19 protein-coding genes are annotated in these 22363 nt (G+C 50.3%); 8 read left to right on the top strand and 11 right to left on the bottom strand.

Annotation, left to right across the window (positions count from 1 at the left end):
• The first annotated feature begins 88 nt into the window (after positions 1–88).
• Both UC15_RS08210 and UC15_RS08205 read left to right on the top strand, forming a co-directional pair.
• The gene (locus UC15_RS08210; protein WP_112287996.1) at positions 89–481 is read left to right on the top strand and encodes an ASCH domain-containing protein; all 393 of its coding nucleotides are present in this window, start codon (positions 89–91) and stop codon (positions 479–481) included.
• A 93-nt stretch (positions 482–574) separates the two neighbouring features.
• The gene (locus UC15_RS08205) at positions 575–1225 is read left to right on the top strand and encodes a C39 family peptidase (protein WP_198659681.1); all 651 of its coding nucleotides are present in this window, start codon (positions 575–577) and stop codon (positions 1223–1225) included.
• Between the two features lie 57 nt (positions 1226–1282).
• On the opposite strand, the gene UC15_RS08200 is transcribed toward UC15_RS08205, so the two are convergent.
• The 5 genes from UC15_RS08200 to yebS all read right to left on the bottom strand — a co-directional run bounded on the left by UC15_RS08200 (position 1283) and on the right by yebS (position 9288).
• Positions 1283–1525, bottom strand: a complete 243-nt coding sequence (locus UC15_RS08200) for a YebV family protein (RefSeq protein ID WP_112287995.1) — start codon at positions 1523–1525, stop codon at positions 1283–1285.
• 222 nt (positions 1526–1747) lie between these two features.
• Entirely contained in the window at positions 1748–3469 is a 1722-nt protein-coding gene (locus UC15_RS08195; RefSeq protein WP_112287994.1) for a diguanylate cyclase, read from the bottom strand.
• Positions 3470–3839: 370 nt separating this feature from the next.
• Positions 3840–5234: a 16S rRNA (cytosine(1407)-C(5))-methyltransferase RsmF gene (gene rsmF, locus UC15_RS08190; RefSeq protein ID WP_198659683.1), complete on the bottom strand. Its 1395-nt coding sequence runs from the start codon at positions 5232–5234 to the stop codon at positions 3840–3842.
• Positions 5235–5441: 207 nt separating this feature from the next.
• Positions 5442–8072, bottom strand: coding sequence for a PqiB family protein (locus tag UC15_RS08185; RefSeq protein ID WP_112287993.1), 2631 nt, complete (start codon positions 8070–8072; stop codon positions 5442–5444).
• Complete coding sequence (yebS, locus tag UC15_RS08180) at positions 8041–9288, bottom strand: membrane integrity lipid transport subunit YebS (RefSeq protein ID WP_112287992.1); 1248 nt, start codon at positions 9286–9288, stop codon at positions 8041–8043. Before yebS ends, UC15_RS08185 begins: the two co-directional genes overlap by 32 nt.
• A 257-nt stretch (positions 9289–9545) precedes the next feature.
• On the opposite strand from yebS, the gene UC15_RS08175 reads away from it, so the two are divergent.
• The 4 genes from UC15_RS08175 to htpX all read left to right on the top strand — a co-directional run bounded on the left by UC15_RS08175 (position 9546) and on the right by htpX (position 14060).
• A complete protein-coding gene (locus UC15_RS08175; RefSeq protein WP_112287991.1) occupies positions 9546–10043 on the top strand; it encodes a GAF domain-containing protein in 498 nt (165 codons plus the stop codon).
• A gap of 95 nt (positions 10044–10138) precedes the next feature.
• A complete protein-coding gene (proQ, locus tag UC15_RS08170) occupies positions 10139–10828 on the top strand; it encodes an RNA chaperone ProQ (protein ID WP_112287990.1) in 690 nt (229 codons plus the stop codon).
• A gap of 19 nt (positions 10829–10847) precedes the next feature.
• Complete coding sequence (prc, locus tag UC15_RS08165; protein ID WP_112287989.1) at positions 10848–12920, top strand: carboxy terminal-processing peptidase; 2073 nt, start codon at positions 10848–10850, stop codon at positions 12918–12920.
• Between the two features lie 258 nt (positions 12921–13178).
• Positions 13179–14060 carry a protease HtpX gene (htpX, locus tag UC15_RS08160; RefSeq protein ID WP_112287988.1) on the top strand — a complete coding sequence of 294 codons (882 nt, stop codon included), beginning with the start codon at positions 13179–13181 and terminating at the stop codon, positions 14058–14060.
• Positions 14061–14150: 90 nt separating this feature from the next.
• Here the strand turns inward: htpX and UC15_RS08155 are convergent, their stop codons facing one another.
• Complete coding sequence (locus tag UC15_RS08155) at positions 14151–15548, bottom strand: MFS transporter (protein ID WP_112287987.1); 1398 nt, start codon at positions 15546–15548, stop codon at positions 14151–14153.
• Positions 15549–15787: 239 nt separating this feature from the next.
• On the opposite strand from UC15_RS08155, the gene kdgR reads away from it, so the two are divergent.
• Positions 15788–16579 carry a DNA-binding transcriptional regulator KdgR gene (kdgR, locus tag UC15_RS08150; protein ID WP_112287986.1) on the top strand — a complete coding sequence of 264 codons (792 nt, stop codon included), beginning with the start codon at positions 15788–15790 and terminating at the stop codon, positions 16577–16579.
• A 72-nt stretch (positions 16580–16651) separates the two neighbouring features.
• On the opposite strand, the gene UC15_RS08145 is transcribed toward kdgR, so the two are convergent.
• The 5 genes from UC15_RS08145 to hxpB all read right to left on the bottom strand — a co-directional run bounded on the left by UC15_RS08145 (position 16652) and on the right by hxpB (position 21578).
• The gene (locus UC15_RS08145) at positions 16652–18043 is read right to left on the bottom strand and encodes an L-cystine transporter (RefSeq protein ID WP_112287985.1); all 1392 of its coding nucleotides are present in this window, start codon (positions 18041–18043) and stop codon (positions 16652–16654) included.
• Between the two features lie 188 nt (positions 18044–18231).
• Positions 18232–18789 (bottom strand): metal-dependent hydrolase, encoded by a 558-nt coding sequence (locus UC15_RS08140; protein ID WP_112287984.1) that lies wholly within the window; start codon positions 18787–18789, stop codon positions 18232–18234.
• Positions 18790–18941: 152 nt separating this feature from the next.
• Positions 18942–19703 carry a 2-dehydro-3-deoxy-D-gluconate 5-dehydrogenase KduD gene (kduD, locus tag UC15_RS08135; RefSeq protein ID WP_112287983.1) on the bottom strand — a complete coding sequence of 254 codons (762 nt, stop codon included), beginning with the start codon at positions 19701–19703 and terminating at the stop codon, positions 18942–18944.
• A 76-nt stretch (positions 19704–19779) separates the two neighbouring features.
• On the bottom strand, positions 19780–20616 hold the full coding sequence (kduI, locus tag UC15_RS08130; protein WP_112287982.1) for a 5-dehydro-4-deoxy-D-glucuronate isomerase: 837 nt from the start codon (positions 20614–20616) through the stop codon (positions 19780–19782).
• Positions 20617–20912: 296 nt separating this feature from the next.
• A complete protein-coding gene (gene hxpB, locus UC15_RS08125; RefSeq protein WP_112287981.1) occupies positions 20913–21578 on the bottom strand; it encodes a hexitol phosphatase HxpB in 666 nt (221 codons plus the stop codon).
• 191 nt (positions 21579–21769) lie between these two features.
• Here hxpB and UC15_RS08120 point away from each other — a divergent pair, with 191 nt between their 5' ends.
• Positions 21770–22321: a YniB family protein gene (locus tag UC15_RS08120; RefSeq protein WP_112287980.1), complete on the top strand. Its 552-nt coding sequence runs from the start codon at positions 21770–21772 to the stop codon at positions 22319–22321.
• Positions 22322–22363 lie beyond the last annotated feature (42 nt).

Here is a 22363-nt window from a genome sequence, read left to right as displayed (position 1 = left end):
CCGGCTTGCAAAACCCGCTGCGGCGGGTTTTTTTGTGCTAATGTTTAACTGTAATGGCAGTGAACTATCTCAATTGAAAGGATAAATTATGATTCCGCAGATCCCACTCAAATACAGGGACGCAGAGCGCTGGTCGTTTGGTGATACTGAATCGTCAGCTGACGAACTGGCTAAGCGCGTTATTGCTGGCACAAAAACCGCCACCTGTTCAAATCTTGATGATGATCCTGAACCTGAGCCGGGTGAAATCTTTGTGGTAGTTGATGGCCGCAATAATCCGGTGTGTGCCGTGCAACTGACCGAAGTGAAACAAGTGCCTTTTGATCAGGTAACAGAACAACATGCCTGGGAAGAAGGAGAAGGTGACCGGACGCTGGAATACTGGCGCAAAGAGCACCAGCGTTTCTTTGAGGAATATGAAATGTTTGAACCGACTATGCCTCTGTTACTCATGAAGTTCCGGATGGTTGAAAAGTTCTAAACCCTTCCAGAGGCCTGATGCAGAAATCAGGCCTTTTCATTCGTCAGTGAAATGATCAACCTGATGTTTTCAGTGTTCGACCAGGAATACGTCATGTCCGTTAATCAGCCATCGTTTTCTGCTTCTTCCGCAGTCCCTTATTTTAACCAGTGGGAAGATCCTGACTGTGCGGCCGGGATTATTGCCGGAGATATCAAACTCAGTGATATCAGTTTGTGGCCTCAGTCGGGCGCATCAGAGCAGCAGGAGTTTATTGAGTGGGCAAACCATGTTTGCGGGATGTGTTGCCTGAAAATGGTGCTGGCCGCTGTTTCAGGCAAAGTAGTGCCTGTTTTGAAACTGACCTACCGCAGCTTGTCCTACGGGGCATATATTCGCGAGGGTGACAACATTAAGGGGCTGATCTACGCGCCTTTTGTTGAATATGTCCGGCAGGAGTTGGGGCTTGAAGCTCAGGTGAAGGTAGATATCTCGGCACAAGAAATTGCCGGTCAGCTGCAGGAACACCGGTTTTTTATGGCTTCGGTGCATCCTTCGGTTCGTATCCCGGACTCCACACCCCCGCACAAAGGCGGTCATCTGGTGCTGGTAACGCGAGCGGATGCTCAGACTGTGACCTTTCATAACCCTTCAGGTCACAATGTTTCTACCCAACAGGATGTCACGTTACCTGTGGAAACTTTCGCGCGCTTTTTTGCCGGGCGGGGTATCTCTCTGGTCAAAAAAACTCAACCTCAACAGTGACTCACGCCGTCCGACCGCAAGCGGCGTGGCGAACTCAATTCCGTTCGCCACGCTGTGTTACTCCAGTCGCATGATCCACTCATCTTTCTGTTCGTCGTACTTTTCTTTATACAACACAGAATGACGGCCATCGAGGACTGCCGGAACGCTGGTGTGGTCATCCCAGGCATCAAGCTGCATGCACAAATCAGGGTCTGATTTGCACGGAATATGCACCTTATCGCCGCCTTTTGCTTCAGGCGTTGAAAGATGTGCATCGTCAATTTCGTAACTGCCAATCCGGATAATCGATTTTCCCATCTGATACTCCTCGCCAGAGTGAAGTAAGCCATTTCAATGACATCAGGTATGACCAGTTGGTCTGCCTTATTTGAGAATAGTCGATAGCACAAAAAGCGCCACCCGAATTTTTGCGGATATTCTTTTTTATGGATGACGAGAAGAGGCAGGATTTTGAACCGGGTGGGCGGTGTTAAAATGCCGGGAGCCGCCTTATGCTAGATGCAGCGGCTCAGAAAAGGATTAAAGCTGATTAAATCTTACTGACACAGGCATCGCGTTAATCTGGTTGCGGCCATTATTTTTGGACAGATACAAGGCCTCATCTGCGGCACTGACGATATCCGACTGATCTTCAATGCCTGGATCCTGGTCCGGCATATAAGTCGCAATCCCCTGACTGATGGTGACGCGGTTAAATTCACTGAAGCTATGCTTGATGCCCAGCGATTCAATCGATTCCATAATGTGTTGTGCGACAATCCATGCGCCTTTCAGGTCAGTATCCGGCAGAATGGCAGCGAACTCTTCACCGCCAAAACGTGTCACGACGTCAGTGCTGCGTTTGAGTGATTTGCGCAAGGTGCGTGCGACTAAACGCAGGCAGGCATCACCGGAAAGATGGCCGTAATGGTCGTTAAAGTGTTTGAAGTAGTCTATGTCGATCATCACTACGGTCAGCGGCGTGCGGTTCCGTTTGGCGCGCATATATTCATGGCTGAGCACTTTTTTGAACTCGCGGCGGTTAGGCAGTTTGGTCAGTGAATCTGTGCGTGCCTGGATTTCCAGCCGGCGGTTGGCTTTGACCAGCTTCAGTTCCAGCAATTTGCGTTCATGAACGTCTTCGGCGGTACCGTACCAGCGTTGAATCGAGCCATCGGAGGCATAGCTGGCTGCTGCGCGGATACGCATCCAGTTCCAGCCGCGATCTACGTGACAAAAGCGGACTTCAATATCCAGCGGCGCGCCTGTTTTCAGGCATTGTTCCCAGGTCTGAACGGCGGCGCGGCGGTCTTCCACATGCATACTCTGGATCCACTTGTCTGCCAGAATATCCTGCCGGGTCATGCCGGTTATCCGTTGAAAGCGTGAACTGACATCATTGAGCATCCCGCGCGGATCGGCTGTCCACGGGATTTGCGGGTTAAGCTCAACCATGTTGCGATAATGCTCCTGGCTTTCGCGCAGGGCTCTTTCCATTCGTTTGAGGCTGGTAATGTCAGTCATCGCGACGGAAAGGCCATTCAGCTGATTCTGACCGTCATAAGCCGCTTTAATACGCACGAAGAAAACCTGATTTTTTCCGGGAACGGAAAACTCACGATCGGGTGTTGTTTCGTTACGCTGGGCCAGTTCCAGCGCGTTATTCAGCAGAGGGGAAAGCCCTGGCAGGAAAACGCCGACTTTTCGGCCGATCGCTTCGTAGGGTTGCAGGCCGATAATAGTGGCCATTGCGTCATTGACCGTGACGTATCGCATCTGCAAATCAATGAAACACAGGCCAACCGGCGCATTGGAATAGATTGTTTCTAGCTGGAAGAGACGCTGACCCGGCGCCTGATCGAGGCTGGTCAGATTGCGATCAATCCCGCGATAGCCACGGAAGTTCCCCTCATCATCAAAGAGCGGAACACCGCTGGTTTCGAGAATGACTTCAGTGCCGTCCGGGCGGATATTACGGTTCAGTAATCCACCGAAAGGGGCGCGACGCTCAACGATGGCAGCAAATTGCTCGCCAACGCGGCGGGCTTCATCCGGAGGCATAAAATCGAAAGGGGTTTTCCCTAATACTTTTTCAGGCGGAACGCCCAGGAACTCGATGCATTTGTTGGAGGAGAAAACATAACGCCCCTGCGCATCGACTTCCCAGATCCAGTCAGAATTGTTATCGATAATGTCTCGCAGGCTGGCCATTTGCTGTAAAAGCAGCCCATCTGCTGATTCGAGTTTCATTTCATCCGACATGATACTTCTCCGACTGGCAGGTCTTTACTCAACATCAGGCATTAAGATTTATATCTGAAAATGATATATCACTGACAATGTTATCTTGATGGCAATAATACATGCCACGATAGGATTATTCCTACTTATAATTCAATAAACCTTTCTTGATAATATAAGTCGCTATCCGATATATGAAGCATAAAATGCTCTGCTACTAATTGTTATATACACTTTGGCACCGTGATTTCACCTAAAAGTTCAGTTGCACAGTATTCACAGAAATGCCGTTATCAGGTGTTTTTGTCGGTATGAATGAAGGTTAAGCAGAATATTCTGCGCCGTCGGAATGCTCCTCTGGCACAGAAGATTGCGGGAAAGTTAAGTCTGATTAATCGTTCGACAATGTCTGCGGACGTATCGCACCGTCTCTTACCAGTTCACGCGGCAGGCTGTTTTTAATACGACTACCGATGCGTTTTGCCAATCCCAATGGCTGGCCAAGCCAGGTCACCAGACATTCATCAGCGGGTGGCGTGTCGTCCGGATAGATATCGACGCCACGGAACCAGCTTTGCGCCAGTTCATCATTTATCTCAAAGCGGTTTTTGGCATCTTTGACACTGAAAGCCACCACAGCTTCATGCTGCCAGCGAAATCCTTTCGGAAAACGCTCCGCCAGCCGCACACCGATACGGGAAAAACGGACTTTGCCAAAAACAGGTTCCAGCACGGCAGGGAACAGCCAGATTTCTTTATCACGCTGCCATAATGTGTATTGTTTCTCAGGCCAGGAAAGCCCTGAGAGACCCGCTGCCTTGATAATTTCGGCGCTGTCTTGACGGGAAAGTGGCGAGAACGGGAAACGCCCCACTTTATATCCCGGGACTGGCAGACACGGAACAGAATCGGTTTTACGAAAGCGCGCGACAAAGAAACCTTCGCTGTCATAAACCTGCGGAAATACGTGCAAATAGCCTTCCGGTGTGACGGCTTTACCGGCGTCTGTGAATAACTCAGCCAGCGACTCCACTTCAACCGCATCCCTGTAGGTATCGAGTAACCACTGACAGACCTGCTGGTTTTCCTGTGCGTTAAGGGTGCAGGTGGAGTAGACCAAAACACCGCCAGGTTTAAGCGCATGAAACGCGCTGTCGATCAGTTCACGCTGAGTCGAGGCAATTTCAGTCACGCTGTTTTCAGACCAGTTGCTCATGGCGTCAGGGTCTTTGCGGATAACGCCTTCGCCGGAGCAGGGCGCATCAAGCAGGATAGCGTCAAACGTTTCAGGCAGAGCAGCACCAAATACGCGTCCGTCAAAGTGAGTCAGCGCCGTATTACTGACGCCACAGCGGCTGATATTTGCGTGCAGCACTTTGACGCGGCTGGCGGAATATTCATTGGCAATAATGCCACCCTGATTTTCCATCAGCGCCGCGATTTGCGTGGTTTTAGAGCCGGGTGCAGCAGCCACATCCATCACCAGAACCGGTTGGGTATCGTTGGCAAATAACGCCGTGACCGGCAACATGGAACTGGCTTCCTGAATATAGAAAAGGCCGGCCAGATGCGATAAGGCATTGCCCAGACGTGTATCGTCCAGGACGTTGCGGTTTATCCAGAAACCTTCCGCACACCAGGGCACAGGCTCCAAATCCCACTGATGATTGCCGGCAAGTTCAAGGAAATCCGTCACGCTTATTTTCAGGGTATTCACCCGCAGACTGGGGCGGAGAGGGCGCTGGCAGGCCGCAATAAAATCGTCCATGCTCAGTTCAGCGGGCATGACTGCGCGTGTGGCTTCCAGAAAAGCGGCGGGTAATTTATCAGTAAAAGTGCTGGCGGTAGTGAGCTTTGACAAAGGTGCGGTTCCAGAGCTGAAGAAGATTTTCTGCCGCGGAGTTTACCATATTTACCCTTGATGAGAGGGCTGCGCGCGTTGCCTGATAAAGAAAAGGCCACCCGAAGGTGGCCCTGATCAACATAATATCGGTTAATTTCTCGGGATTGCCGTTCCCCATTTCTGCCAGTCTTTTGGTGCTTCAGGATTGAGCAGGAAATGATTACCGTTGGCGGCTTTCGGCGCCAGTGGCGTGGTTGGCGGCGTCGCAAAGGCGATACCTCCGCGAATAAATTGCTGGAATGTGCCGCTTTTGAACACGCCACCGGTCAGACCGAATTGCAGGTCGTAACCAGAGGCCAGCCAGAACACGGAGTTTTCCCGCACCAGATATTGATATTTTTTACTGATACGAAGCGTCACATTCACCCGATCCGCCATGGCGCCCAGATAGAAGCCCGATACGGTACCGACTTCAATTCCGCGGAACAGCACCGGCGTGCCGATTTGCAATGAACCGACTTCGGCTGCATCGACCACGATACCCAGGCCATCCGTATAGCGCGAGTCGGTGATGGTGGAGTCCTGCAAATCAAAGTTGCGCGCTGGCGCGCCTTTGCCTGCTTCTACATTAATGTAGGGCTGGAGAAGCGTATCGAGATTGCTGACGCCACCGGCGGAAATTTCTGGTGAAACGATTGAGAACCGGGTGCCGCGACGGGCAAAGTTTTCAACGTATTCCGGATACAACACGGCTTTGGCGGAAACCTGATTCAGTTGCGGATCCAGTTTCAGCGACTCCACCTGACCGATGGTGATGCCCAGATAACGAATAGGCATGCCGGCGGAAAGCTTACTGGCATCATAAGTATTCAGCGTTATCTGGCTGCCAACTGCGCGTGCCGAAGTTTCTGAATCATACAGAACACGCTTCGCCCCTTTGCTGGCGGTGACGCCATCAAGATTATCGAAGCTGATAGCGCCTTTAAGCGCGCGATCCAGCGGAGAGGCCTGAACGGTCAGCCCGCTGCCGTTGAGCTGTACTTTAGCGCCACCTTCTGCCCAGAAAATGGTCTTCTCTGTCAGCAGGTTGCGATATTGCGGCTGAATATAAACATCAACTTCAAATTCATTGGCTTTAGGACGGACATTGACTATCTGGCCTACCTGGAATTTCCGGTAAAGCACGACTGAACCTGTCTGAACATCAGGCAGGCTTTTAGCGGTCAGTGTCAGCGTGGCGCCCGGTTGCTCGCCCTGAATGCCTTCGGCAGCTTTTTCGGCATTACTGTAAAGCGGATATTTTTGTGCAGGTGCGCCTTTGGTGCCTGGAATAATACGCACACCACCATCGACCCATTCCTGAGCGCTGGCACCAAGGACTTCCATACCATCGACACCCAGTTTCACATCAACGCGGCTGTTGACCACAAACTTGCTGTCTTTATGCAGCAAGTTTTTATATTCCGGCTTGATAGCAACATTAAACACAATGCCTTCATCTGTTAGCGTCCGGTCAATAATCGTACCGACGTTGAGGCCGTAAAGTTTAATGGGCTGTCCCGCATCAATACCGTAACTCTGCGGTGCAATCAGCTGAACTTTGAGTATGTCAGGGTTCTGCAACAATCGCTGATTACTGTCGAGCACCACAAAATGCTTTTGCGGCTCACCATCGCCGGGGATCAGTTCCAGCGTATTACCGGTCAGCAACTGGCTGAGATTGGCATTATTGAGGCTGATTTTCGGACTGTTCATTTCAATGCGCGTGCCGGTACGCATCATGTCGAGCACTGAAGGATCAACCGTCAGTTTACCGGTGACTTTATTATCCGGCTGTAATGTGATTTTGGTCAGCGTACCGACCTGTAAGCCCTGATACATCAGTGGTGTCTGGTCTTCGGATAGCCCGTTACCATCGGGTAAATCCAGATTGATTTCCACACCACGCTGGCTTTGCGCCAGATCCGGATAGAGCACGTATGACTGATCGGCTTTTGCCTGTTTTCCGTCATTCGGGGAATCCATAGCGATCGCGCCATTCACCAGTGCTGCCAGACTTTCCATCTGAACTTTCGCTCCGCTCAGACTCAAATCTGCCTTAAAGCCTGAAACGTTCCAGAAACGGGTATTTTCTTTGACCAGATTTGCAAAGCGTTTGTCGACCAGTACGTCAATCGTCACGCCTTCATTGCCACTTTCAATATCGTAATCATAAACCTTACCGACCGGAATTTTACGGTAATACACCAGCGAACCGGTGTTCAGTGAACCCAGATCCTTGGCATGCAGATGGACCATCAGTTCGCCGGTATTGAGACGGAATTTAGGCTGTGTATCGAGCGCCACAAAGTGGTCTTTCTCTTTTCCAGGCCCTGGCATCATGCCGATATAGTTACCGCCCACCAGCGCATCAAGTCCTGAAACGCCCGCAAGAGACGCTTTCGGAGTGACCAGCCAGAACTGCGTGCCTTCACGCAGGGCATCAGACAAGTCACTTTTAATACTGACTTTCACCTGAATAGTGCGCAGGTCTTTCGTCAGGCTGATCGATTCCACCGTGCCAACTTCCACGCCCTGATAACGCACCGGCGTACGGCCAGCGACAATACCTGCCGCTGACTGGAAATCGATAGTCACAGTGTTTCCACGTTCCTGATAGTTGCTGTAAATCAACCATCCGGCGATCAGTAAAGCAATAAACGGCAGAAGCCAGAACGGCGAAATCCGGCGTCTGTGTTTAATACGTGCTTCAGTCGGTGTATTCGGCGTTTCCTGTTGCATGTGCATCCCAAATCAAGCGGCTATCAAGCCATTCAACGGCAAGAACGGTCAGAATTACGGCAGCGCCAAAGTAAAAGGCGGCCGGTCCCATCGTAAAAGACAAAAGCTGGTCTCGGTTAACCAGCGACATCATTAATGAAATAACAAACAAATCCAGCATCGACCAGCGTCCTATCCAGTGCACCAGACGGAAAAGGCGGATACGTGTTTTAAGTCCCTGAATCGCTTTGAAATGAATGCTGAGAAGCAGCGTCAGCATCACGATCACTTTTGTAAATGGCACCAGCACGCTGGCGATAAATACAATGGCGGCGATCGGTACGTTCCCCGATGTGGCGAGCGACACAACACCGGAAAATATAGTGTCCTTCAGCTGTTGCCCGTTGGCATAGATGATGGAAATGGGCAGCAAATTGGCCGGGATTAAAAAGACAATGGCGGCAATCAGAGCAGCCCAGGTTTTCTGCAAACTGTGCTTATAGCGCAGACGCATCGGAACATGGCAGCGCGGGCAGCGTCCGCGCTCATCCGGAATACCGGTAAATTTGCAGGCCAGACACAACCGCAATGAAGAGGGCAATCCTTTTGGCTGACGCTGCGGGTAAAACTCTTCCCATAACTGCTCGATGTTGAGATTTATCATGGTCAGCGTGACCATCAGCGTCATCATCAGATAGGCGGCCAGCGCAATACCGACGTTGATGTCGGCATATTCTTTAACTTTGATGCTGGCAACGGCCATTCCTACCAGATAAATATCCAGCATCACCCAGTCTTTGAGGCGATCGAGCATCAGCAGCACTGGTTTCAGATTCATCCCAAGCTTGCTGCCAAAATGCAGATAAAGAATGGAGACGGCGAGTGTCAGCGGTGCACCGATGGTACAAAAGGCCACCATGCTGGCGGTCACGGGATCACCCTGTTGCGACATCTGCCAGATACCTTCAAGCAAACTGGCGTCAATGCGTGTCCCCAGCAGACGAATGCTGATCAGCGGTTCGGTATACGCGAAAGGCATCAGCAATAATATGCTGATAGCCATCGTGATCAGTCGCGGCAGGGAACAAACCCTGCCTTTTTCAACTTTCGCGTTACAACGCGGACAATGAGCTGTCTGCGTGCGTTGCAGCGACGGAAGTGTGAAAAGCGTGTCACACTCGCTGCATCGCTGATAGCGAATCTGTGGTATCTGGGCTGAAATTGTGTGTATTTTCATAGTGCCTGAAATAGTAAAGAATACCTGTTGTTACAATTACGCATCCCGCGAAGGGGTCAGGCGAGGCCATCAGGCCAAGATCAGCCAGGTTTTTTTGACAAAATAACGTATTATGCGGTCGGCAAACAGTTATTGTAGGTGAGTCTTTTTGATGTCACACAGGATTAACCTTGTTCATATGGGCATTTAATGCTTATTTTATAGGGGTTAAGCACAACAGAATGGCTCAGTGCCCTTAGGTTATTATTGGTTACTACATGAATAAAGAAGCATTCTACACGGAATTAAAACGTGATTTGAGCGCGTTGATCGCCGGAGAAAACAATTTTATTGCGACTCTGTCGAATGCGAGTGCTTTACTTTTTGAACGCCTTGAAGGCGTTAATTGGGTAGGTTTTTATCTGATGGATGGCACAACGCTGGTGCTGGGACCATTCCAGGGTAAAATTGCCTGCGTGCGTATTCCGGTAGGAAAAGGTGTTTGCGGTACGGCAGTGGCGGAAAATACTGTGCAACGTGTGGGTGATGTTCATGCCTTCCCGGGCCATATCGCCTGTGACGCAGCAAGTAATGCCGAAATCGTTCTGCCAGTAACAGTAAATGGCAAAGTGATCGGCGTATTAGACATTGATAGCACCGTTTATCAACGCTTCGACGAAGCCGATGAACAGGGGCTGACAGAGTTAGTCAGCGGGCTTTGCCAGCATCTCGAAAACTGCGATGCTGAAAAATATGTCAATCTGATCGTAAGTTGATCGTCGGATAACGTGGCATTTAATAACGGCGTCATTATAATGACGCCTGTTCATGCCTGCGCCGGTTGGCAAACCCGTTGTAATCAGGAAATTTCATGGAAAATCAACCTAAGTTGAACAGTAGTAAAGAAGTCATCGCCTTTTTGGCTGAGCGGTTCCCGCTCTGTTTTACCGCCGAAGGCGAAGCACGCCCATTAAAGATCGGTATCTTTGCGGATTTGGTCGAGCGCGTGCAAGGTGAAGAGAATCTGAGCAAAACTCAGTTACGCTCTGCTCTGCGTCTGTATACCTCAAGCTGGCGCTATCTGTACGGCGTCAAAGTTGGCGCAGAACGCGTTGACCTTGATGGTAATTCATGTGGCGTTCTCGAAGAGCAGCACGTTGAACATGCCCGTAAACAGTTGGAAGAAGCAAAAGCCCGCGTTCAGGCACAACGTGCAGAACAACAGGCTAAACGTCGTGAAGCCGGTGAAACCACTGAGCCACGTCGTCCACGTCCGGCCGGTAAAAAACCCGCGCCGCGTCGTGAAAATGCGCCCGCTGCTGTAGCTGGTCAGGAAAATCGCAAACCACGTACACCTCGCCCACCGCGTGAGGAAAAACGTGAACCGCGTCAGGTGCCAGTAACAGACATTTCAAAACTGCAAATTGGCCAGGAAATCAAAGTCAGAGCAGGACAGAGTGCAATGGATGCAACCGTTTTGGAAATTGCCAAAGACGGTGTACGCGTTCAACTCTCTTCGGGTCTGGCGATGATCGTGCGCGCAGAACACTTGCAGTTCTGATACGGAGGCCAACTCAGGCATGAACAAATTTGTCAGATTAAGCGTTATTGCGGGTCTGTTAATGGCAGGAGCAGGGCTGGTGAACACCAGCTTTGCAGCGAACGAGAGTACACCGGTGACTCTCGCTCAACTCCCTAATTTAACTCAGGATCCTCAGGATGCAACGGTGAGCGAGCGTGTTACTGCTCGCTTTACCCGTTCACATTATCGTCAGTTCGACCTTAATGCAGATTTCTCAGCGAAAATCTTCGACCGTTACCTCAACATGCTCGATTATGGCCATAACGTATTAATGGCTTCCGATGTCGCACAGTTTACTGATAAACGTGCAACCTTGGGTGAGGAACTGAAAACCGGTCAGTTAACCACGCCATATGCTCTTTTCAATCTGGCTCAAAAACGCCGCTTTGAACGCTATGACTATGCGTTGAAAGTGCTTGAGCGCCCGATGGATTTCACGGGCAACGACACGATTGAACTTGATCGCACTAAAGCACCGTGGCCGAAAGACCGCGCTGAGCTGGACAAATTGTGGGATGCGAAAGTCAAATATGACGAGCTGAACCTCAAACTGACTGGCAAAAACGATCAGGAAATCCGTGACGTGCTCTCCAAGCGTTATCATTTTGCGATGAAGCGTCTGACACAAAGTAACAGCGAAGATGTTTTCCAGCTGGTGATGAATGCCTTCGCGCATGAAATCGATCCGCACACCAACTATCTCTCGCCCCGCAGCACCGAGCAGTTTAATACCGAAATGAGCCTGTCTCTGGAAGGTATTGGCGCGGTATTGCAGGGCGACGACGATTACACAGTCATCAATTCGATGGTAGCTGGCGGCCCGGCGGCCAAAAGCAAAGCTATTGCAGTCGGTGACCGTATTGTCGGTGTAGGCCAGGTTCAGGCAGGAAAACAAACGCCAATTGTCGATGTGATTGGCTGGCGTCTTGATGACGTCGTCGCGCTCATCAAAGGGCCGAAAGGCAGCAAAGTCCGTCTGCAAATCTTGCCGGCCGGCAAGAATGCTAAAAACCACGTGATCACGCTGACTCGCGAGAAAATCCGTCTGGAAGATCGCGCAGTTAAAATGACCATTAAGAATGTTGGCGCTCAAAAAGTCGCTGTGATGGACATTCCTGGTTTCTACGTTGGCCTGACGGATGACGTAAAAGTTCAGTTGCAGAAAATGGCGAAGCAGAACGTCAACAGTCTGGTTATCGATCTCCGTACTAACGGCGGTGGTGCACTGACTGAAGCGGTTTCGTTGTCTGGTCTGTTTATTCCGAGTGGCCCGGTGGTTCAGGTTCGCGATAACAACGGCCGCATCCGTCAGGACAGCGATACCGATGGCGTCGTTTACTATAAAGGCCCGCTGGTGGTTCTGGTTGATCGCTTCAGTGCTTCTGCTTCCGAAATCTTTGCAGCCGCAATGCAGGATTACGGTCGTGCGCTGATTGTCGGTGAGCCAACCTTCGGTAAAGGTACCGTTCAGCAATATCGTTCGCTGAACCGTATTTATGACCAAATGCTGCGCCCGGAATGGCCAGCACTCGGTTCCGTGCAATACACTATCCAGAAGTTTTATCGTATCAACGGTGGCAGTACTCAGCGTAAAGGGGTGACCCCGGACATTCTGATGCCAACCGGTATTGAATCGATTGAAACCGGCGAGAAGTTCGAAGATAACGCACTTCCGTGGGATAGCATTAATGCGGCAACTTACACCAAATTAGGCGACATGAAACCGTTCCTGCCTGAATTGCTGAAAGACCATGAAGCCCGTATTGCGAAAGATCCAGAGTTCCAGTACATCCAGCAAGACATTGCCCATTACAAGGCGCTGAAAGACAAACGTAACATCGCCTCTCTGAATTACGCGCAGCGTGATAAAGAAGATAAAGAGGACGATGCCCTGCGTCTTAGCCGTCTGAATGAACGCTTCAAGCGTGAAGGTAAGAAGCCGCTTAAATCTCTCGACGATTTGCCGAAAGACTACGTTGCTCCGGATCCTTATCTCGATGAAGCTGACCATATTGCTGTTGATCTCGGCAAACTGGAAAAGGCTCAGGCCGACCAGACTGCTGCGAAATAAGCACGCAGTTGGACAAATAAGAAGCGCACTCCGGTGCGCTTTTTTTATGCGTGAATTATGAAAAATCTTCTAAATTTCAGGCTTGTCTGTGAAATAAAACGCTTCAAAATGTAAAGTATTGTGATTTTAGACCTTCAGAACGCACGGGCTCTTGAATCTTAGTAAGAAGCCCATAGGATCAGTACAGCCGGGTGTGCTATGTGCCGGTGGTTAAACTCTGCCAATAACAATGAAGTAACAATGAGGAAGTAAAATTTTATGATGCGTATAGCGTTGTTCCTGCTGACTAACCTGGCCGTTATGCTGGTATTCGGGCTGGTGCTTAGCCTGACTGGCATTCAGCACAGCAGCGTGCCGGGATTGATGATCATGGCCGGGCTGTTTGGCTTCGGTGGTGCAATTGTCTCGTTGCTGATGTCTAAATGGATGGCGTTACGCTCGGTGGGTGGTGAAGTTATCGAGCAACCTCGCAATGAAACTGAACGCTGGTTGATGGAAACCGTTCGTCGTCAGTCTCAGCAGGCGGGTATTGGTATGCCACAGGTCGCGATTTATCACGCGCCAGATATTAATGCGTTCGCGACAGGCGCGCGCCGCGATGCCTCTCTGGTAGCTGTCAGCACCGGACTGCTGCAAAGCATGAGTCAGGATGAAGCCGAAGCGGTTATCGCCCACGAAATCAGCCACATTGCGAATGGCGACATGGTGACCATGACCCTGATCCAGGGTGTGGTGAACACCTTCGTTATCTTCATTTCACGTATTATCGCGCAGGTGGCTTCTGGTTTCCTTTCCGGTAACCGTGATGGCGAAGAGAGCAGTAACGGTAACCCGTTGATTTATTTTGCCGTGGCAACTGTACTTGAACTGGTATTCGGTATTCTGGCCAGCATCATCACCATGTGGTTCTCGCGTCACCGTGAATTCCATGCCGATGCGGGTTCTGCAAAACTGGTAGGTCGTGAGAAAATGATTGCTGCATTGCAGCGTCTGAAAACCAGTCATGAACCGCAGGAAGCGGGAAGCATGATGGCGTTCTGTATTAACGGTAAATCGAAATCATTCAGTGAGTTGTTTATGTCTCACCCACCGCTGGATAAGCGTATTGAAGCATTGCGCAGCGGTGCATACATTAAATAAGAAGCAAATAAGAAGCCAATAATCAGCCTCTGGCGATGATTGGTTAATAAAAGCCCGGCCATTATAGCCGGGCTTTTTCATGCCTGAATTTTACAGCTTAGCGTTTTCTGCTTCACGCTGACTGCTGATTTTTTGCGTCATTCGCAGCAGACTGACCAGAGCGCCGGTGCCTGCGAGAGTTCCGGCGAGGATCAAAGAAGCGTGCGTACCGTGCTGAGGGAACAGGTTAAACATCAGTGCGACCATTGCCGCGCCGGTAGTTTGTCCCAGAAGGCGCGCTGTACCCAACAGGCCACTGGCTCCGCCACTGCGATTGCGCGGTGCTGAGCTGATAATTGTGTGGTTATTGGGTGACTGAAATAACCCGAAACCGGCTCCGCAGAGTAACATGCGCCAGATAATGTTCAGATGCGAAGGCTCGGGTGGCAGTAATGAAAGTGAAAATAGCCCGAATGAAAAGACCACCAGACCAATTCCGCCCAGCATTCCGGGATGGAAGCGCTCCACCAGTCGGCCTGCAATCGGCGCCATCACCATCGTCGCCAGCGGCCACGGCGTCAGCAGAAGGCCGGTTTCAACTGAATTCAAACCCAATGTATTTTGCAGGAAGAAGGGCAGGGAAACAAATGCCAGCATCTGTGCGCTAAAAGAGCACAGTGATGTCCCGAGCGACATACTGAAAATCGGAATACGCAGCAAATCAACCGGCAGCAGCGGAAAGGGTCTCGTCAGCTGACGGCGAACAAAGAACCAGCCAATGACCAGAAGAGCAATGACTTCGCCGAGGATCAGCATATGATTCATTCCTTGCGCAAACCCGCTGATGGCGCTGATCAGTAAACCAAAAGTCAGAGCGTTCATCACGCTGCTGGTAATATCAAAACGCTGCCCCTGACTGCGTGTGGAGTTCGCTGGCAGAAACTTCAGACCCAGAATCAGAGCAACAATACCGATCGGCACGTTGATGGCAAACAGCCATTGCCAGGACGCGACAGAAAGGATGCCCGCAGCGATGGTCGGTCCGGCAGCAGCAGACACGGCCACAATCAGCGCATTGATGCCCACGCCGCGCCCTAAGAATCGCTGAGGATAAATAATCCGGATAAGCGCGGTGTTCACACTCATGATCGCGGCGGCGCCAAAACCTTGTAAAACGCGGGCGACCGTCAGTGTCAGCAGAGAATCTGAGAGGGCGCAAAAAAGTGAGGTGATACTAAACACCAACAGCCCGGTCTGATAAATGCGGCGGTAGCCGAAAATATCGCCAAGCGATGCCAGAGAAAGCAGCGAAATGGTAATCGCCAGCTGGTAGGCATTCACCACCCAGATTGACGTCGCCGGACTGGCATGGAAATCATTGGCAATTGTCGGGAGCGCGACGTTTGCGATCGCCCCGTCCAGCACAGAAACGGTGATCCCCAGCGCAATCGCCAGGATCGCGCCGTATCGTTGTGGAAGAGGTAAGCCATCAGTGGGTGTTGGAGTCATGAGTTCTGTCAGTGCGTAGTCATCAGTAAGGGGAATATTACTACGCTAATCAACGTAAAGTGACTATTGTCACATGATGAAATGAATTATTTATCTCTTCGCCGGGAATGAAACTGGCTTAACAGTTCTTACATTCTCAATCAATGGGTTGATTGCTTCTGTACAAGGCTTACCACTATAATAAAAACCACGTTCTATTTTTTTTGAAACAAAACCAACGCGAGCAGGTAACTCACCCTATGGCTATCGCAGATCTTGATAAGCAACCCGATTCCGTCTCATCTGTCCTGAAAGTTTTTGGTATTTTACAGGCGCTGGGCGAAGAACGTGAGATTGGTATTACTGAACTTTCTCAACGCGTTATGATGTCTAAAAGCACGGTATACCGTTTCCTTCAGACCATGAAGTCACTCGGCTATGTTGCACAGGAAGGTGAGTCAGAGAAATATTCACTGACTCTGAAATTGTTTGAACTGGGTGCTAAGGCACTGCAAAACGTCGATCTTATCCGCAGCGCTGATATTCAGATGCGCGAATTGTCCCGCCTGACCCGTGAAACTATTCACCTTGGCGCACTGGATGAAGACGGCATCGTCTACATCCATAAAATTGATTCCATGTACAACCTGCGTATGCATTCACGCATTGGTCGCCGCAATCCCCTGCATACCACGGCGATTGGTAAAGTGCTGCTGGCATGGGGCGACAAAGCGGAAGTCAGTACGTTGTTGCAGGAAATTGAATTCACCCGCAGTACCGAAAATACCATCATGAATGCAGCCGATTTGCAGGCTGCATTGGTGCAGGTGCGTGAGCAAGGTTATGGCGAAGATAATGAAGAACAGGAACAAGGTCTGCGTTGTATCGCTGTTCCTGTTTTTGACCGCTTTGGCGTTGTGATTGCCGGGTTAAGCATTTCCTTCCCGACTATCCGTTTCTCTGAAGAAAGCAAAAGCCACTACGTCGAAATGCTGCATACCGCCGCGCGTAATATCTCTGAGCAGATTGGATTCCACGACTATCCGTTCTGAGTAAATGCGGCAATGTAGGCATAAAAAAACCGAAGCCAATGGCTTCGGTTTATTGTTTTCAGCAATCTGAACTTAGCGGTGTGCCAGTTCTGCTGTTTCTTCTGAATTCATCACTTCTTTGTCGGTCTGTTTCAGTAACTGGCTGGTAATCGTACCGGCAGTCATTGATCCGCTGACGTTAAGCGCAGTACGCCCCATATCAATCAATGGCTCGACAGAGATAAGCAGTGCCACCAGCGTGACCGGCAGACCCATAGCAGGTAATACGATCAGCGCAGCAAAGGTCGCGCCGCCACCGACACCCGCCACACCGGCAGAGCTCAGTGTCACGATACCAACCAGCGTCGCAATCCATACTGGATCAAACGGGTTAATACCGACGGTTGGTGCAACCATCACGGCCAGCATTGTCGGGTACAGACCTGCGCATCCGTTCTGGCCGATAGTGGCACCAAAGGAAGCGGCAAAGCTTGCGATAGATTCCGGAATACCCAGACGACGCGTTTGCGCTTCAACACTCAGCGGAATGGTTGCCGCACTGGAACGACTGGTGAACGCGAAGGTCAGCACCGGCCAGACTTTACGGAAGAATTTCGCAGGATTCACGCCAGTGAAAGAAAGCAGTACGGCATGAACCACAAACATAATCCCCAGACCCAGATAAGACGCGACCACGAAGCTGCCGAGTTTAATGATGTCCTGAATGTTGGAACCGGCAACCACTTTGGTCATCAGCGCCAGAACACCGTACGGAGTCAGTTTCATGACCAGACGTACCAGTTTCATCACCCATGCCTGCAGGGTATCGATGAAGACCAGAACACGAGGGCCTTTTTCTGCGTCATCTTTTACCAGCTGCAAGGCGGCAACACCCACGAAAGCAGCAAAGATAACGACGCTGATGATTGACGTCGGACTTGCGCCAGTCAGGTCAGCAAACGGGTTCTTAGGAATAAAGGAAAGGATTAACTGAGGCACGCTCAGGTCAGCCACTTTGCCTACATAGTTTGACTGAATCGCAGTCAGACGCGCGGTTTCCTGCGTACCTTGTACCAGACCCTCAGCGGTCAGACCAAACAGGCCGGTAACAAAGATACCCACCAGCGAGGCAATCAGCGTGGTGAAAAGCAGGGTACCGATGGTCAGGAAACTGATTTTGCCCAGCGAAGACGCGTTATGAAGTTTTGCTACCGCACTCAGAATCGAAACGAAGACCAGCGGCATGACAATCATTTGCAGCAACTGGACGTAGCCGTTACCGACAATGTTGAACCAGGTAATAGAGGTTTTCAGTACCGGATCGTCGGAACCATAGATCAGCTGTAAAGCCAGACCAAACACAACACCCATGGCCAGACCGAGTAATACTTTTTTTGCCAGACTCCATTGCTTGTGGCGGGTTTGCGCCAGCAGCAACAGGAGAACAACGAAAACCACTACGTTAAGAACGAGCGGAAGATTCATACCGAACTCCAGACTTATAGTTTTGATATTTAAAACGGGTGTCCCCGACAGGGTTTGCACCATCCCAAAGCAATGGTGAGCAGAATATCAGTTTGGACACCTGAACATTTATATCCAAAAAGAATGCTTTATAACTTTTTGGGTTGATTCGTATCAAATATCGCCAAGTTGCGGGTGTTTTATGCCGGTCAGATGAACAATTTCAGGATGTGATTAAAAATATCAGGATTGATTGCACCAATGATGGGCGTCCAGTCGGGCCAGAACAGCGTTAACCCGACCAGCATCAGACACAACGTCCGTTCCAGCTGATTGCCTTTTTGACTGTTGATGATCGGCAGACGAAAGCGCCAGCGACATGGCCAAAGCAGGGGAACGCCAGCTGGCGTCAGCATATCCGCAAGAATGTGGCTCAGATAACCAATGATCATGGCGTGGAAAGCGTCTACCGGAATGACCCAGTCGTGCGGAAAATGCGTGCGCAAAAGGAAGATACCGCCCGCCACAGCCAGTAAACTGTGGGTAAAACCGCGGTGACCGAATGCCCGGGCGATTGGATGGGAAAGCCACTTCAGACGCTGACCTAGCACGGATTTCGGATGGTCGATGTCGGGCAATAAACAGGTAAGCAGGGACCCTGGAATAATATGCCACCAGTCGCCGAGCGCCAGCTCCGGAGAGAGCTGCGCCTTTTTGGCAAATACCGCACAGGCGATTGAGAAAATGAGATGGCCTTCCGCCGTCATGACGCGTCCGAACTGGATAACTGTTATTTTATCCAGTATAAGTGAAACTGTCACAATCTTGGAAGAGACACCCTGTAACTAATTGTCAACGGACTGATTAAAAAGAAAAAGGCGTATAGAAATACGCCATTTGATTGTCACATTCTGAGCAGTTATCTCGCCAGCCAGCCGCCATCTACCGCAATCGTGTAACCGTTGACGTAATCGGAGGCTTTTGAGGCAAGAAACACTACCGGCCCCATGACATCTTCCGGTAAACCCCAGCGTCCGGCCGGGATCCTGTCGAGAATTTCTTTGCTGCGATCGTCATCGGCGCGAAGTTGCTCGGTGTTGTTGGTGGACATGTAACCCGGCGCGATTGCATTGACATTAACCTTATGCTTTGCCCATTCGTTAGCCATCAGCCGGGTAATCCCCATGACTGCGCTTTTAGATGCGGTATAGGAAGGAACGCGGATCCCGCCCTGATACGACAACATAGAGGCAATATTAATGATTTTGCCGCCATTGCCTTGTTTAATGAACTGCTTCGCTACTGCCTGAGACATAAAGAACAGCGTCTTACTGTTCACATTCATTACGTCGTCCCAGTTTTTCTCGCTGAACTCGATAGCATTTTCGCGGCGGATAATTCCAGCGTTATTGACCAGGATGTTGATATGGCCGAATTCAGAGACGGCTTTTTCGATAAGCGTCGGGATTTCTATAATACTGCTAAGGTCGGCGCGTAAATCGAGAAAGCGGCGGCCGGTGGCGATAATCTTTTGTTCTGTCTCTTCTGGCGCGGACTGGTTGATACCCACAATATCGCAACCCGCCTGAGCGAGACCCAACGCCATGCCCTGGCCAAGTCCGGTATTACAACCGGTCACGATGGCGACTTTGCCGTTTAATTCAAATGAATCGAGGATCATATTCAGAGTCTCTTTTGCAACGGCATGTTCGCCATAAAAATTGAGTGGCTCCGCCTGCGGTGACAGAGCCAGAGAGTTAGCGCAGTTCGCTGACCTTGACGTGATCCATATCGTCGAATACCTGATTTTCTCCCACCATACCCCAGATGAAGGTGTAGTTTTTGGTCCCTACGCCCGCATGAATCGACCAGCTTGGGGAAATTACCGCCTGCTCGTTATGCACTAATAAATGACGGGTTTCCTGCGGCTGCCCCATCATGTGGAATACCGCCGTTTCCGCTTCCATGTTGAAGTAGAAATAGACTTCCATGCGGCGCTCGTGGGTGTGGCAAGGCATGGTATTCCACAGGCTACCTTCTTCAAGCTTGGTCAGTCCCATGGTCAGCTGGCAGGTTTCCAGTACGTCCGGCACGATAAATTTATTGATAGTGCGGCGGTTGCTGGTCGCTGCGTCGCCGATAGTTTGTGGTGAGGCTTCCGCCAGCGTGATCTTTTTGTTTGGAAAAGTGGTATGTGCAGGGGCGCTGTTATAGTAAAACTTGGCAGGTGTAGTCGCATTAACACTACTGAATTCAACAAGTTTTGCTCCCTTGCCGACATACAGCGCTTCTTCATGACCAATTTCATATGTCGTGCCATCAACCACAATTAGGCCTGGCCCGCCAATGTTGATCACGCCCAGTTCGCGACGTTCGAGGAAATAGCTCACGCCAAGTTGCTTGCCGACTTCATCGCCCACGGATACCGTTTTTTCAGCAGGCATGACGCCGCCGACAATGATGCGGTCAATATGGCTGTAGGTCATGGTGTAGGCATTTTTTTCAAAGATTTTCTCGATGAGAAATTCGCGGCGTAATTCAGCGGTATCAAGCGTTTTTGCATGGTCGCTGTGAATGCTTTGACGAACTTGCATGTCGGTGCCTCTCGTTAGATATCGGTTAAGGAGGACTTACCGGGCGAGTCTGACCGTTGCGTGGCAGTGACAGCGTACAGAAGCAGGAGAGCTCCCGGCTCGTCCTTGTTGCAGAAAGAATAGGTTCATTGGCATGCGAATTCAATAAAAATGAAATATCGTTTTATTTATTTTATGAGTCAGTTCAAGGTTTGCGAAATTAAACGCAGATTTGAAAATTGTGGCAGAGGGGGTAAGTAAAGAAGAAAGCTAAAACAGGAAGGGTGCGCAGCAACATGAGCGACTGCGCATAAATTTTAACTGATGTGTGTCACTCGTAATTCTTCAAGCGAAGAGAGTTTGACATCCGCCAGCGCCCAGCGGGGATCCACGCTGTATTCATGGTCTGGCACAACAATCGAACGCATACGCGCGGCTTTGGTAGCAATCATGCCATTAAATGAGTCCTCCAGCGTGACGCAGTTCAGCGGGTCGACCGCTAACTCGCCGGCAGCCAGCAGGTAAACTTCGGGATGGGGTTTGCTATAAGGCAGTTTCTCGGCAGATACGCGAACCTGAAAATAGGATTGCAGATTGAACATTTCCAGCACGGTATCAAGCATGAATAAAGGTGACGCTGAGGCCAGGCCAATTTTCAGCCCCTGATCACGGCACAATTCCAGCGCGTGATTAACGCCAGGTAACAATGGCCGGGTTTGTTCTACCAGTTCAATGGTACGGGCAATGACCATCGAAGCGACTTCCTCCTGACCCGGTCCCTGCCACGGCAAAACCTGATACCACATTCTGACAACCTGATCGATACGCAACCCAAGCGTGTCGGGCAGCAAATGTCGCTGAGAAATATCGACGCCAAGGCTGCTGAAAACGTCCAGTTCTGCCTGAACCCACAACCGTTCAGAATCAATTAACAGACCATCCATATCGAAAATTGCTGCATTAACAGGGCGGACATAAGCCATGAAAGCGGACTCCCCAACAGTGAATAGATCCTCACTTTAGCATTGGCTTTCGCGCGGACGAAATCCGTTCTACGGACAAATGGCATTGTTGCTGGCACTGAAGAGGTGCTAACTGATTAAAACATTGGGCGGAAAAACCTTTCTGTGGGTAAACTTAGCTATTGCTTAAGGTATCCTAACAAGGGGAATTCATGACGTACCAACAGGCCGGACGTGTGGCAGTGATTAAACGGATTGCAGGATGGATTATTTTTATCCCTGCGCTGCTTTCAACGCTGATCTCATTGCTAACCTTTATCAATGAGCATACTAAAACTGAGCAGGGCATCAACGCCGTTATGCTGGACTTTGTCCACGTGATGGTTGATATGATTAAGTTTAACACTTCATTTTTGAACGTTTTTTGGTACAACTCGCCGGTGCCGTCACTCGGACAGGGCGTGACAAGTGCGAATATCATGTTCTTCATCATCTACTGGCTAATCTTTGTGGGGCTGGCACTTCAGGCATCCGGCGCAAGAATGTCCCGTCAGGTGAAACATGTTCGCGAGGGGATCCAGGATCAGCTTATCCTTGAGCAGGCGAAGGGCGCAGAAGGGCGGACTCGTCCTCAGATTGAAGAACGCATTGTGATACCCCGGCACACCATTTTGGTGCAGTATTTCCCATTGTATATTTTGCCGATCATTATTGCAGTTATCGGATATTTCATTTTGAAATTATTAGGGTTAATTGCCGGATAGCTCATACAACATATTCATAACAATTCGTTGTTGAGTGATCGG

Source organism: Rahnella sp. AN3-3W3 (assembly GCF_003263545.1).
GTDB lineage: Bacteria > Pseudomonadota > Gammaproteobacteria > Enterobacterales > Enterobacteriaceae > Rahnella > Rahnella variigena.
The sequence above is the reverse complement of the archived record's forward strand: the minus strand, read 5'-3'. Positions and strand labels throughout refer to the sequence as shown.